Origin of the sequence: Streptomyces spinoverrucosus (assembly GCF_015712165.1) — a bacterium.
GTDB lineage: Bacteria > Actinomycetota > Actinomycetes > Streptomycetales > Streptomycetaceae > Streptomyces > Streptomyces spinoverrucosus_A.
Window position 1 is genome coordinate 311,647 of sequence record NZ_JADPZX010000003.1, and the last position, 13,980, is coordinate 325,626.

A 13,980-nucleotide genomic window follows, 5' to 3' on the forward strand; every position below is an offset into this window, starting at 1 on the left:
AAGGCTGTGTGAGCGTAGGCCCAGAGGGTATGCAGGGCAACGGGTCGCGTCCAAGAGGCTGATCTGAGTCGGGGTTCCGTCTGTGGGGTTGACGTGGCCGGGGTGAAGGTCCACGTTATAGCTCGCCCGTTGGGAAACTTTCCTAACTCGCAACTCGGCACGCCTGGTTGTTCATATAGGTGAACCACCGGATGCGAAGGGAGTCGGCCCGTGACGGCAGAACAGCGCCGGGGGAGCGACGCACATGCCGCCAGAGGCATCACCAGGCGGGGGCTGCTCGCCGGTGCGGCGCTCGCGGCGGCCGGCGGCACGGCTGAGGCCGCGCCCGGAGAGCCGGGGCAAGTCCCCGCCCTCTGGCGGGAATTCCTGCGCAATCCCTACACCCACCGGCAGATCCCCTACGTCGGCCGCGCGGGCTGCCGCGGGGGAGTCGTGCGCCTGCCCCGCCGCCCGGTCGTGGCCGACGTCCGCGACCACGGAGCCGTGGCGGACGGCACGGCCGACTCCGCCCCCGCCATCAACCGTGCCATCGCCGCCGCCGCACGGGCCGGCGGTGGCACGGTCACCATTCCGCCCGGCACCTTCCGCATCGACGACCTGATCCACATCGGCCACTCGAACGTCGTGCTGCGGGGCGCCGGCAGCGGCCGCACCACCCTGTACGCGACACGGCACCTCACCGAGCTGATCGGTGCCTACGGGTCCCGGTACGGCGGCGACAAGTCGTCCTGGTCCTGGGCGGGCGGTCTCATCTGGCTGGCTCCGCAGGCCCGTTGGACCTCGTTGGTGGCGGCGATCAGAGCGAGGGAGTGGCCCTTCGAGGGCTGGACCGGCAACCGGCGGGACGAGTGGCGTCCCCTCACCCCCGTCGAGCCCGCCCGGCAGGGCTCCTGGACGGTGCGCGTGGCCGACCCTTCACAACTCCGCCCCGGCGGCCTCGTCCTGCTCCGGCTCTCCGACGACGCCGACCACACACTGCTGGAACACATGGCAGGAGGCGGCCCCGGCCCGGAGGCGTACTTCTGGGACGACAAGACGAAACTGACCTCGTACGTGCCCTACGAGTGGCCGGTCCGTGTCACCCGCGTCCGCGGCCGTGACATCACCCTCGAACGTCCCCTGCCGCTCGACGTGCGGCCCGAGTGGCAACCGCAGCTGACCACTCTCGTCACCCCGCTGACAGGGGCGGGCGTCGAGGGCCTGACGCTGGAGGCGGTGGAGACACCCCAGTCCCCGCATCTGCTCGACAAGGGCTACAACGGCGTCGTCCTGCAGTGTGCCTACGACTGCTGGGTCGACGACGTGACGGTGCGGCACGTCGACAACGGATTCGGCCTGGTCGCCGCCTCGGCGTGCACCCTGCGCCGCACCCGGGTGGCGGGACGCGGCACCCACCACCCGTACTTCTGCCGGGAGGGATCGCACGACAACCTCGTCGAGGACTTCACCATCGAGCAGCGCACCACTCCCGCGCCGTCCAACACACAACTGCACGGCATCAACGTCGAAGGCCTGTCCTCCTACAACGTCTGGTCGCGCGGCCGCATGGAGATGGGCACCTTCGACAGCCATCGCGGCATGCCCTTCGCCAACGTCCGCACCGACATCACGGTCAACAACAACGGCCGCCACGGCGGCGACGCGAGCGCCGGCCCGCTGTTCGGCGCACGCTTCACCCACTGGAACATCCGCGTCACCAACGGCCGTGCCGGGCTGATGAAGATCGACCGCCTGGCGCCCTGTTCCGCCACGGTCGGCATCAACAAGGTCGCCGAATTCGACCAGATCGACGTACCGGACTTCACGGGCGAGCTGCACTCCCGCCTGGAGCTGTACGGCACCACGGACGCGGTGCGCCCACGCAACCTGTACAGCGCCCAACGGGACCTGCCCGCCGTTTGACCACCAGTTGAGGGAGAAGACAGCCATGAGTCCTACCCGGCGTACTGTCCTTGCCACAGCGATCGGTACCGCGGCTGCGGTCGGCGCCCCAGTACAGGCCGCCGCCGCTGAAGAAACCCGATCCGAGGCGTCGACCCCGAGCGAACTGCGCGCGGCGGCCGACTACGCGGTGGAGAAGATCTCCGCGGTCGCGCCGGGCATACGGTCCTTCCCGGTCGGGACGAAGTTCGAGAAGTGGGTGTACTCCCAGAACGGCGACTGGGTGGGCGGATTCTGGCCGGGAACGCTGTGGATGGCCCACCTGCACAGCGGAGACGACGCACTGCGCACCCTGGCGCTCGACTCGGCACGGCGGCTCGCTCCTCGCCAGTACGACACCACCACCCACGACCTCGGCTTCCTCTTCTATCCGTCCTGGGTCACCGCATGGCGTCTGACGGGTGACGAGAGCTGGCGGGCGGGCGCCATCCGGGCCGCCGACACCCTGATCCGGCGGTACAACCCACGGGGCCGCTTCATCCGGGCGTGGGGTGCGCTGGACGATCCGAACAACGCCGGCCGGGTCATCATCGACACCATGATGAACCTCGATCTGCTCGACTTCGCCAGTCGGCAGACGGGCGACGCGAAGTACCTCGACATCGCCGTACAGCACGCGACGACGACCCAGCGGGTCTTCCTGCGCCCGGACGGCTCGACTCCGCACGTCTTCGACTTCGACGCGGCCACCGGCGCGCCGATCGGTCCGAACACCGTTCAGGGCTACAGCGCCACATCGTGCTGGGCTCGTGGACAGGCATGGGGCCTGTACGGGTTCACCACCATGTACCGGCGCACGGGCAACGCCGAGTTCCTGACCACCGCACGCAGGCTCGCCGACTTCGCGATCGGAGCGTTGAGCGCGGACCACGTACCGGTCTGGGACTACCGCGCGCCCCAGCAGCCCCACGACATCAAGGACGCGTCCGCCGGCGCGATCATGGCATGCGGTCTGCTCGACCTGGCCGCCGCGACGGGCCGGCCCCACTACCGGGACGTGGCGCTACGACTGCTCTCCGCACTGTCGCGGACCTGCCTGACCAGGAAGTCGCCCCGCGCCGAGGCCGTGGTGGCCCGCTGCACTCGCAACCGACCGGCCGAAGACGGGGTCGAGATCTCGCTGCCGTACGCCGACTACTACCTGCTGGAGGGCATCCTGCGCGTACTGCGACCCCAGGACGTCGACCGCGCGATCGACCTGTCGACGACCTGACACGTACGCCGACGTCCACTGCCTCTGAAGGACAACAGACACAAGGGACGTAAGTCTGCCGAGGACGGCCTCGAAGCGAACTCCGGCGCGGCGACCTCGTCCGCGCCGGAGACGACAGCCGGTGCCGAGGTGACCCCCTCCGCGGCGCAGGCGATGGCGAAGGGCGCGCCTTGCGAGTTGCCCACCACAGCCGGGAAACCGAGCCACCGGCTCATGGCCGCACCCGGACACATCAGAACCGGCACCCCGTCCACCGGGCCCCACTCCGCCCAGCCGAGCAACCGCCCGTCATGATCACAATCATGACCGCGGACAGGACCTCTCGCCCCCGACTTTCAACCGAAGATGGGAAGGTGTGAAGGTTCCCCGCTGCTCACAGGAAGAGAATTCTCGGCATGGCCGTTATCCACCGCACCGTCCTCAAGCCGACCAAGCTTGAACTGCTCGCCTCCTGGCTCCCCTCCCGGCCGTGGTACCACGGCGCGGGCGAACCGCAGTTGGCCAAGGCCGGCGGCTTCCGGTTGGACGATCCGCAGGGCGAGGTCGGGATCGAGTTCATGGTGGTCACCGACACCTCCGGCGCCCGCCCGGCCACCTACCTGGTGCCGCTGACCTATCGCGGAGCCCCGCTCGACGGGGCGGACCACGGTCTCGTCGGCACCATGGAGCACGGAGTGCTGGGACGGCGCTGGGCCTACGACGGCTGCCACGACCCGGTGCTGGTCGCCCAGTTGCTCGCCCTGATCGAGGGCGACGCCCAGGCCCAGGACCAGAACGCCAGCGACACCCCCGACCGGGAAGTCGCCCGCTCCTACACCGGTGACGACCCCATCCGCGCGGACCTCGTCGCCACCGCCACCGACGACCGAGAGGGCACCGAACTGCCTGTCGCACACGACACGACCCTGCGCCTGCACCGGGTCCTGCGGCCCGCCCCGGACAGCGACTTCGTCGTTCCGCAGGGCGCGACCGGCCATGTCGCCGGGGCCTGGCAGATGCCGGACGGCACGCGTGCCCGGGGGTTGCTCGCCGTCCTGCACAACGGGCCTCGGTCCTGAGCCCTAGTTCCCCGGCACAGCGTCGCCGGCGGGTGCGCCGCCTCGGCCGTAGTGGTGGGTGGTGAACATGTAGAGCAGACCGGTGACCACCACCACCGCGCCGCACAGCAGCACGATCCAGTTCTCGTACCACGGGTCCTGCGGGTTGCGGGCCCACGAGATGTTGACGATGGCGAAGATGCCGTAGGCCAGCGCCGCGGCGTTCACCACGAGCCCCCAGCGGCCCAGGGTGAACTCTCCCTGCGGCTGCCACCCCTTGAGCCGGGCACGCAGTGCGGCCAGGACCACCATCTGGAACGAGCCGTAGATACCGAGGATGGCGAACGAGACGATGTTGGTGAGGGCGTCCTCGGAGACCAGCGAGCCGACTGCGATGAGCAGCGGCACCACGGCGGCCACCAGCAGCGCGTAGCCGGGTACCGCGCGTGCGTGGGAGAACTGCCGCAGCAGCCGGTGACCGGCGATCATCTCGTCGCGGGCGTAGGAGTAGATGAGCCGCCCGGCGGCGGCCTGGAGGCTGATGGTGCAGGACAGGAAGGAGATCAGCACCACGGCCATCACCAGCCGCGCGCCGACCTCGCCCATCGCCTGGTACAGCAGGTTCACCACCGGGTCGGTGTCCTCACCGGAGATGATCGCTTCGTAGTCCGTGACCGACAGCAGCAGCGACAGGCAGGTGAACGTGGCCGCCGCGCCGCCGATGTAGATGGTGCGGCGCATCGCGCGGGGGATGACGCGGCCGGGATGGGGGACCTCCTCGGCGGTGTCGCCGCACGCCTCGAAGCCGTAGTACTGGTAGAAGCCGATGATGGCCGCCGCGAGGAACACCGGCAGGTAGGAGCCGTCTCCTTCGGTGCCGTAGGTGTCGAAGACAACGCCGAGGCCGTGGTGGCGGTGCGTGGCCAGCAGGTAGATGCCGACGACGAGGGCGCCGATGAGTTCGCCGGCGAAGCCGATGACCGCTGCCGCCGAAAGTGCCTTGGTGCCCGCGTAGTTGATGATGATGGCGACGACGATGAGCGCCGCGGTGCACAGCACGGTGGTGTGCACGGTGGGGGCGAAGCCGAAGAGGATGGCGATGTAGGGGCCGGCGCCGTAGGCGACGGAGGTGATGGTCACCAGCAGCGCCCACATGTACACCCAGCCGGTCATCCACGCCCAGCGCTTGCCCCACAGCCGCCGGGCCCAGGGGTAGACACCGCCGGCGATGGGGTACTGGGCGACGACTTCGCCGAACACCAGCGCGACGAGGAACTGGCCGCAGCCGGCGAGCACGAACGCCCAGATCATCGGCGGTCCGCCGGTGGCGAGCGCGGTGGCGAAGAGGGTGTAGGTGCTCACCACCGGCGAGAGGTAGGTGAAGCCGAGGGCGAAGTTGGCCCAGGGCCCCATCTCCTTGCGGAACTCCGAGCCGGGCTCCCCTCCGGGGGCGCCGGCTGCCGGTGCGGGAGGTTGCGGACCGGTCACCGCCCGGCCTCCGGGCCCTCGGGTCCGGGGCGGCCGGTGATCAGGTCGGCGGCGCGTTCGGCGGCGAGCAGGACGGTCACCATGGGGTTGATGGTGGGCATCGTCGGGAACACCGACGCGTCGACGATCCGCACGCCCTCGACGCCGCGCAGCCTCAACCGGTGGTCGCACACGGCCATCGGGTCGTCCGGGGCGCCCATGCGGCAGGTGCCCGCCGGGTGGTAGACGGTGTGCGCCGCCCGGCGCCCGTACTCCGACAGGTCGGCGTCGGAGACGACGTCCGGGCCGGGCGCGACCTCGCGGACGAGCCAGCCGCGCAGCGGGTCGGTGGCGGCGACCTCGCGGGCGACCTTCAGACCCTCCACGATGGTGCGTTCGTCGTGCCCGTCGGGGTCGGTGAAGTACCTGAAGTCCAGGGCGGGATGTTCGTCGGGGTCGGCGCTGCGCAGCCACATGCGGCCGGTGGAGCGGGCGCGCGGCACGTTCGGCGTCATGCACACGCCGTACGTCGGCGCCGGGTAGCCCAGACGCTCGGTGTTGACGGTGAACGGCACCTGGTAGAAGTGGAACATCAGGTCCGGGCGCGGCTGGCCGGTGTCGAGGCGCAGGAACAGGCCGGCGTCGGAGTCCATCGCGGAGTTGGGCGGCAGCGGTTCGGCGATCTCCCAGACCATCACGGACTCGGGGTGGTCCAGCAGGTTCTCTCCTACGCCGGGCAGGTCGGCCCGCACGTCGATGCCCAGCTCGCGCAGGTCGTCGGCCGGTCCGATGCCGGAGAGCAGCAGCAGGCGCGGGGTGTCGATGGCGCCGGCGCACAGCAGGAGTTCACGCTCGGCGCGCACGGTGGCTGGCTCGCCGTCGGCGCCGCGGACGGCGACGCGGGTCAGCCGACCCGACTCGTCGGGGAGCAGCTGGTGGGCCCAGGTCTCCAGCAGCAGGGTGAGGTTGGGCCGGTCCAGGACGGGGTGGAGATAGGCGACGGACGCGGAGGAGCGCAGGTTGCCCTCCGGCTGGTACGCCAGCGAGAAGAAGCCGGTGCCGTCGGCGAAGGGTTCGGCGTTGAAGTCGTCGATGACGGGGACGCCGCATGCCCGGGCGGCCGCGGTGACGAAGTCCTTGGCGATGGGATTGCGGTCGGCCTCGGCCACCGGGACGATCTCGGTGCGCAGCCGGTCGCGGTAGGGGAGGATCGTCGCCGGGTCCCAGCCGTCGCAGCCCCGGCCGACCCAGTCGTCCAGGTCCTGCGGCAGCGGCAGGAAGCTGATCAGCGTGTTGTGCGAGGAGCAGCCGCCGAGCACGCGGGCCCGCGAGTGCAGGATGTGGGAGTTGCCGTGCGGCTGCTCGGCGGTGGTGTAGCCGTAGTCGAACTCCGAACCGAGCAGGTTGATCCAGTTGCGCAGGCGCAGGATGCGCTCGTCGCCGACATCGCTGGGGCCGCCCTCGATGACGCAGACACGGCAGTCGGGGTCCTCGCTGAGGCGGGCGGCGAGCACGCAGCCGGCCGTGCCGCCGCCGACGATGACGTAGTCGTGGGCGGACTCGGCGCCGTGCGCGGTGGTGGAGGCCATGCGGTGCCTTTCTTCGGTGGCCGTGTGCGCCACGGGCGGGTGGTGTGCTGCCGCTGATCAGCCCTTGAACCAGCCGGAGGGGGCGGGGGAGAGGTTCTGGTAGATGTGCTTGGCCTCCTGGTACTCGCGCAGCCCGGTGGGGCCGAGCTCCCGGCCGACGCCGGAGCGGCCGAAGCCGCCCCACTCGGCCTGCGGCACATAGGGGTGGAAGTCGTTGATCCACACGGTGCCGTGCCGCAGCCGGTGAGCGACGCGCTGGGCGCGGCTCGCGTCGGAGGTCCACACGCCGCCGGCCAGGCCGTAACGGGTGTCGTTGGCCAGCTCCACCGCCTCGTCCTCGGTGTGGAAGCGCTCGACGGTGACCACCGGACCGAAGACCTCCTCCTGGACGATCCGCATGGTCCGGTCGCAGTCGGCGAAGATCGTCGGCAGCAGGAAGAAGCCGCGGCTCAGGGCCGGTTCGTCGGGCCGGGTGCCCCCGGTGACGAGCCGGGCGCCCTCCTCCTGGGCGACGGCGATGTAGCGCTCGACCTTCTCGCGGTGCTCGGCGGAACTGAGCGGGCCGCTCTCGGTGCCCTCCTCCATCCCGTTGCCGAGCCGGATCGCCCGCGCGCGACGGGCGAGCGCGTCGACGAACCGGTCGTGCAGCGAGTCCTGGACCAGCAGCCGCGAACCGGCCGAGCAGACCTGCCCCGAGTGCAGGAAGGCGGCGTCCAGCGCGTAGTCCACGGCGGCGGCGAAGTCGGCGTCCTCGAAGACGATGTTGGGGTTCTTGCCGCCCAGTTCCAGGGCGATGTTCTTCGGCCCCTCGGAGGCGCTCGACATGATGGCCCGCCCCGTCGTCAGCCCACCGGTGAACGACACCAGGTCGACCTCGGGGTGGCTGGTCAGGGCCGCCCCGACGCTCGCCCCGGACCCCAGCACCAGGTTGGCGACGCCGCGCGGTGCGCCGGCCTCCTCGATGAGCCGGATCATGGCGATCGTGGTCAGGGGTGTGGTCTCGCTGGGCTTGAGCACGAAGGTGTTGCCGGCGGCCAGCGCCGGCGCCACCTTCCACGAGGCCTGCAACAGCGGATAGTTCCAGGGGGCGATGAGCGCGCACACCCCGACCGGCTGGTAGACGACGCGGCTGAGGACATCCGGGCCGACGTCCACGACCCGGCCGCCGTCCTTGCCGGCGAGTTCGGCGAAGTAGCGGAAGGCGTTCGCCACGTCCTCCACGTCGATACGGGCCTCGGTCAGCGTCTTCCCGGTGTCGAGCGTCTCGGTGCGGGCGATCTCCTCCTTGTCGCGCAGCAGCAGATCGTGGACGCGCAGCAGCAGGTCGGCCCGGCGGCGCGTGGGAGTGAACGCCCAGTCCTCCTCGACGAACGCACGCCGGGCGGCGCGCACGGCACGGTCCACGTCGGCGGCGTCGGCCTCGTCGACGGTGGTGATGACGGAGGCGTCGAACGGGTTGATCACATCCCGCCGGCCACCGGCCGCCGCCTGCGTCCACTCACCGTCGATGTACAGCTCACCCACTTCGGGCCTCCTTCGCATCCGGCCGGTGCCGATCGGCTCGACGGTCAGCAACATGGCCCATCGGGCGGACGGCGGCCACGGGGCACACCGCCGCGCTCGCGTCCAAGTGGCCCAGAGGACCCGGGTGGTCTAGGGAGGTTGGTCCGGGCTGTCGGGTGACTGCTCAGGACAGCGTTGTTGTGCCGGATACCGGGTGCGGGAAGCGGCGGCGGGTCCGGGCACCCATGTGCCCGGACCCTTGTCTCACGCGGCGAGAGCGTGGCCGGGGTGCAGAACCACCTTGGTGTAGCCCTCGATGCGCTTGTCGAACTTCTCGTACGCCTGCGGCGCCTGGTCCAGCGGCAGCTCGTGGGAGACCACAAAGCTGGGCTTGGCGCGCTCGGCGATGATCAGATCGCGCAGCTGGCGGTTGTACCGCTTGACGTTGCACTGGCCGGTGCCCATCTTCTGACCCTTCTCGAACATCCTGCCGATCGAGACCAGAAGTTGGCCGTGCTTGGCGTGCTCGTCGGGGCCGCCCGGGTCGGACGGCACATACAGGCCCGGTACACCGAGCCTGCCGGTTGCCCGCACCGTCTCGACGAGCTCGTTGAGGACGATGGCCGGCTCCTCGTGGCTGGCGTCGTGCGCCTGGGCCTGGTACCCGACGGCGTCGACGCCCTTGTCGGTTCCCTCGCCGTTCGTCTGTTGCTTGATCTGCTCGGCCGGGTCGCCCTTGGTGAAGTCGATCGGGATGGCCCCGATCTCCTCCGCCTTGGCGAGTCGCTCCGGTACCCGGTCGACGGAGAACACCTTCGCGGCACCGCGCAGCAGCGCCGAGTAGGCGGCCATCAGTCCCACTGGTCCGGCGCCGTAGACGGCCACGGACTCGCCGGGGATGACCTGTGCGAGCTCGCAGCCGTGGTACCCGGTCGGGAAGATGTCGGCGAGCAGGATGAAGTCGGTTTCGAACTCCTCTCCTTGCGGCAGCTTCAGGCAGTTGAAGTCCGCGTACGGAACCCGCAGCCGCTCGGCCTGACCGCCCTTGTACGGGCCCATGGCCACATATCCGTAGGCACCGCCCGCGAATCCGGGATTGACCGTCAGGCAGAATCCCGTCTCGCCGGCGAGGCAGTTCTTGCAGAATCCGCACGCGACGTTGAAGGGCATCACGACGCGGTCACCCTCGGACAAGGAGGTCACGCCGCTGCCGACCTCCTCGATGACACCGAGGTTCTCGTGCCCGAAGACGATGCCCGGCTCGGCCGCCGTGCGGCCCTCATACATGTGCAGGTCGGAGCCGCATATCGCGGACGACGTGACCCGTACGAGCACGTCGTTGGGGTGCTGGATCTGCGGATCGTCGACGTCCCTCACCGTGACGCTGAAGGGCTTCTCGTAGACAACGGCTTTCACGTCCGTGACCTCCCGTCGAGCGCTGGAAGGCGGCAACGAGGACGGACCGCTGCCGGGGACGCACACGAGGGCGCGGCCCTGGAATACGCCGTGGCCCATGGGCTCGCCTCACCGCCGGTACTTCCAGGTAACGCCCCCGGATGAGGGGGTGCAACCCGCCCATCCTGACGTTGCCGGAGGCAGGTCGCTGCGGTGCTGGGCGGGCAGGTGTGGCCGGTGATGTTTGTGATCGGTATCGGTAGGTGGATGCCGGGGGTGCCGCGCCCGCACGGCGGTGGCGAACGGGGGCCCACGCGCTCGCTGCGGCGAGACGGTCTGGGTAAAGGAATTGCTCTCAGGCGGGCCGTTGACGATCATCACAGACGGCTTGCGAACTTTATTCTGCGAGGGGTCTGCGGTGACGATCGTGGCGAGGGCTGACGGCTTCGATCCGGCTTGTCTGGAGGAGGCCGTATCCGGAGTGGCGGAAGGAAAGGGCTTCTCCGGCACTGTCCGCGTCACGCGACACGGGGAGCCGGTATTCACCCGCGCGTTTGGGATGGCGTCACGGCGGTGGTCCATACCGAACACGTGCGACACGCGCTTCCGGGTGGCGTCGGTGTCCAAGACGTTCACGGCGGTAGCCGTCCTGCAGCTCGTCGAGCGGAAGCAGGTCCGCCTGGACGACGCGCTGGTGGGCTTCGTGAAAGATCACATGCCCCAGCTCGATCCGCGTGTCACGGTCCACCACGCCCTGACGATGACGGCGGGGATCGGCGACTGGTTCGAGGAGGGCAGCGACGACTGGGAGGCCGAATGGACCGCCCTGACCTCCTCCCACCCGCTCTACCTGCTGCGGAGCAACAAGGACTACCTGCCGCTGTTCGCCGAGAAGCAGCCCCACTTCCCGCCGGGAGAGCGCCATCTCTACAACGGCGCCGGTTACATCCTGCTCGGCCTGCTCGTCGAATCGGTGACCGGCCGCCCCTTCGAGCAGGTCGTCGCCGACGACGTCTTCGCCCGAGCCGGGATGAGCGCGGCCGGATTCCCGGCCCTGGACGACCTGGGGCCGGACATCGCGGAGGGCTACCTCACCACCGCCGACGGCCTCACGCCGTACCGGACCAATCACTACGCGACCACCCCCGGAGCCGCCGCCGACGGCGGGGCTACCTGTACCGCCGCCGATCTGACGGCCTTCGCCCACGCACTGCGCCACGGGCGGCTGCTGAACGAGGAGACCACCCGCCTGGCGTTGACCCCGCAGGTCGACGAGCGTGAGGAGAAGGTCCGCGGCTACCGGTGGATGTACGGCTTCGGCCTCACCCACATCCTCGACGACGAAGGAACCGTCGTCCGCTGGGGCCACACGGGCGAGGAGGACGGGGTCAGTGCCCGCCTCTACCACTACCCGCAGCAGGACCTGGACGTCGCCGTCCTCGGCAACATCAGCTGGTGCGCCGGCGACATGGGGTGGGCCATCCACGACGCCCTCGTCGACACCTGAGACAGCCGCGTGGCGCGGCGGTGCCGAGCTGCCTTCGAGCGGGTCCGGCGCCGCTGTCTGATGCGTCGGTCTCGGTGCTGCCGGTGCGGAACCGTCGATCACTCCTTCGAACTGCTCGCACGGCGGTCCGTCACCCGGCAGGGGCCTTGCAGCGCGGTTCTGATCACGATCACGGGGGCCGCCACACCGCCAGTAGGTTTATCGGCGCCTCTTAGCCCACCTGGCTGTATGTGACAGCGCCGATCACCTGTCCGTGCGCCCTGTCGTGCTTCCATCGCGTCAGGAGGCACACGACATGGCTGACCACCGACAGCAGAACATCCGTTCCGCGCTCACCGGGTGCACAGCCATGCCGCGCCGAGACCCCACGCTCGGGTGCCCGTGGCTTCCGGATCCATCCCGCGCTCGCCGTGCGCACCCCACAAAGGCAGGACCCGGTCGTCGGCGTCCGCGGCCCGCGCGCGGCGTTCGACTGCCCCGGCACCCCGCCCGCGCCGCCACGCGACGCGCCGGAATCGATCTCGTCGAACCGCACCGCCACGCCCTGACCGACGAACACGCCTGCCTTTCGTCCACCACCCGGCCGGCGGCGATGCCGTGAGTCTCGCCGAGGGCCGTCGCCGGACCGTGGACGCCACCACCGTCGTACCCATGCCGGAGGAGACAGCTGATGACTGAGGACAACGAAGCGATCACCTGCCCTTTCGACTTCAGTGAAGCCCTGGAGTTCGACCCCGCGCTCGCCGATCTGATGCGTCGCGGTTCCCCCACACGGATCCGGCTTCGCTACGGCGACGCCGACGCCTGGTTGGTCACGGGCTTCGAGGCCGTCAAGCAGGTGACCACCGACCACCGGCTCAGTCGGGCGGGCATCATCGGCCAGGACTATCCGCGGATGACTCCGGAGCCCATCGTTTCCCCCGAGTCGGTCAATGTCATGGACCCGCCGCACAGCACCCGCGTCCGCCGCCTGGCCTCGCAGGCATTCTCCCAGCAGCACGTCGAGGCCATGCGGCCCCGGATCATCCGCCTCACGGACCTCCTGCTGGACGAGATGGAGCGGGAGGGCCCGCCCGCGGATCTGGTTCGGCACCTGTCCAACACGCTTCCCAAGCACACCATCCTGGACCTGCTCGGCATCGAACGGCAGGAATGGCCGCGGATCGAGGAGTCCGTGCGCCAGTTGCTGGTCGTCGGTGCGGACAGCAAGCAGGCCGCCGCCAGCGCCAAGGCCGATCTGACGGCCTACTTCGCCAAACTCGTTGAACAGCGCCGGAATTCACCCGGTCCGGACCTCATCAGTGCGATGGCCGCGGCGCGCGACGGTGAGGAGCAACTGGACGACAGGGAACTGGCCGTCATGACGCTGACGCTGGCGCTCAGCGGCCAGGACACGGCGACCTGCCAGATCAGCGATATCGCCTACCTGCTTCTGACACGTCCCGAGCTCATGGAGCACCTGAGGCGTCGGCCCGAGACCCTGACTGACGTCCTGCACGAGATGCTTCGCTACATCCCGTTCCGCAAGGGGGTCGGCATCCCCCGGGTGGCCCTGGAGGACGTGGAACTGGACGGAGTGCGCATCCGGGCGGGCGAGTTCGTCCACGTGTCGTACCTGACGGCCAACCGCGACCCGGAACGCTACCCGGACCCGCATGTCATCGACGTCGACCGGCCGAACAGTCCGCACATGACGTTCGGCTGGGGCGGGCACCGCTGCATCGCCATGTCCTTGGCCATGGCAGAGCTCGAAGTCGCCATCGGGCGGCTCATTGAACGCTTCCCCGGGCTGCGGCTCGTGGTGCCGCCCGAGGAAGTGCGGTGGGACACCGACACGATCAGGCGGTTCCCGCTGGAGCTGCCAGTGGCCTGGTAGGGGGTTCGCCCGGCCACTACGACGCGGGCGGGGACCCTGCGGCCGGTCCCCGCCCCACACCGCTGCCCAGCCAGAGTTGGTCACGGAGTTCATTGCCGCGAGGTGTGCTTGGCGCTTCGCTCGTCCGTCGAGGTCATGACCGCGTGTGTCTGCTCTCGGCTGAACCGCAGCGTAGGGGAGGCGTGTCCGGGAGCACGGCGGAGCCCGCGCTCCCGGCCCCATGTCGTGCCGTGGCCCGCCCCGGTCCCCCGCTCACCTGGTCAAAGTGCCCTGGTGGAAGTACATCCGCCAGCCCGTCTCCGTCAGCCGCCAAAGAGAGCTCCGCCATGCCCGACGGCCCTGGTTGTCGGCGCAGTACGTCAGATGAACGATGCCCGGGGGAAAGCACGCACCTCGGGATCGAGTAGCCGCATCTCCCGATCGATGGCCGCCTGCAGCGTCCCGGGCGGCCC

Annotated in this window: 9 protein-coding genes; 5 read left to right on the forward strand and 4 right to left on the reverse strand. The window is 69.9% G+C overall.

All coding sequences use genetic code 11. The annotated features are described in order from the left end of the window. Nucleotides 1-210: 210 nt before the first annotated feature. The 3 genes from I2W78_RS38945 to I2W78_RS38955 all read left to right on the forward strand — a co-directional run bounded on the left by I2W78_RS38945 (nt 211) and on the right by I2W78_RS38955 (nt 4,212). Entirely contained in the window at nt 211-1,902 is a 1,692-nt protein-coding gene (locus I2W78_RS38945) for a glycosyl hydrolase family 28-related protein (RefSeq protein WP_196465479.1), read from the forward strand. 25 nt (nt 1,903-1,927) lie between these two features. Then, nucleotides 1,928-3,154 (forward strand): glycoside hydrolase family 88 protein, encoded by a 1,227-nt coding sequence (locus I2W78_RS38950; protein WP_196465480.1) that lies wholly within the window; start codon nt 1,928-1,930, stop codon nt 3,152-3,154. A gap of 395 nt (nt 3,155-3,549) precedes the next feature. After that, nucleotides 3,550-4,212: a maltokinase N-terminal cap-like domain-containing protein gene (locus tag I2W78_RS38955; RefSeq protein ID WP_196465481.1), complete on the forward strand. Its 663-nt coding sequence runs from the start codon at nt 3,550-3,552 to the stop codon at nt 4,210-4,212. A 3-nt stretch (nt 4,213-4,215) separates the two neighbouring features. Here I2W78_RS38955 and I2W78_RS38960 read toward each other — a convergent pair whose 3' ends face one another. The 4 genes from I2W78_RS38960 to I2W78_RS38975 all read right to left on the reverse strand — a co-directional run bounded on the left by I2W78_RS38960 (nt 4,216) and on the right by I2W78_RS38975 (nt 10,166). After that, the gene (locus I2W78_RS38960) at nt 4,216-5,679 is read right to left on the reverse strand and encodes an APC family permease (protein WP_307784050.1); all 1,464 of its coding nucleotides are present in this window, start codon (nt 5,677-5,679) and stop codon (nt 4,216-4,218) included. Further along, a complete protein-coding gene (locus I2W78_RS38965) occupies nt 5,676-7,247 on the reverse strand; it encodes a GMC family oxidoreductase (RefSeq protein ID WP_196465482.1) in 1,572 nt (523 codons plus the stop codon). The genes I2W78_RS38960 and I2W78_RS38965 overlap by 4 nt, the downstream gene beginning before the upstream one ends. A gap of 57 nt (nt 7,248-7,304) precedes the next feature. Then, nucleotides 7,305-8,771: an aldehyde dehydrogenase family protein gene (locus I2W78_RS38970; protein ID WP_196465483.1), complete on the reverse strand. Its 1,467-nt coding sequence runs from the start codon at nt 8,769-8,771 to the stop codon at nt 7,305-7,307. Nucleotides 8,772-9,014: 243 nt separating this feature from the next. Continuing rightward, nucleotides 9,015-10,166: a glutathione-independent formaldehyde dehydrogenase gene (locus tag I2W78_RS38975; protein ID WP_196465484.1), complete on the reverse strand. Its 1,152-nt coding sequence runs from the start codon at nt 10,164-10,166 to the stop codon at nt 9,015-9,017. 460 nt (nt 10,167-10,626) lie between these two features. Between I2W78_RS38975 and I2W78_RS38980 the strand changes: the two genes are divergently transcribed. Continuing rightward, nucleotides 10,627-11,652: a serine hydrolase domain-containing protein gene (locus I2W78_RS38980; RefSeq protein ID WP_307784059.1), complete on the forward strand. Its 1,026-nt coding sequence runs from the start codon at nt 10,627-10,629 to the stop codon at nt 11,650-11,652. 670 nt (nt 11,653-12,322) lie between these two features. Beyond that, complete coding sequence (locus I2W78_RS38985; protein WP_196465486.1) at nt 12,323-13,528, forward strand: cytochrome P450; 1,206 nt, start codon at nt 12,323-12,325, stop codon at nt 13,526-13,528. Nucleotides 13,529-13,980: the final 452 nt, after the last annotated feature.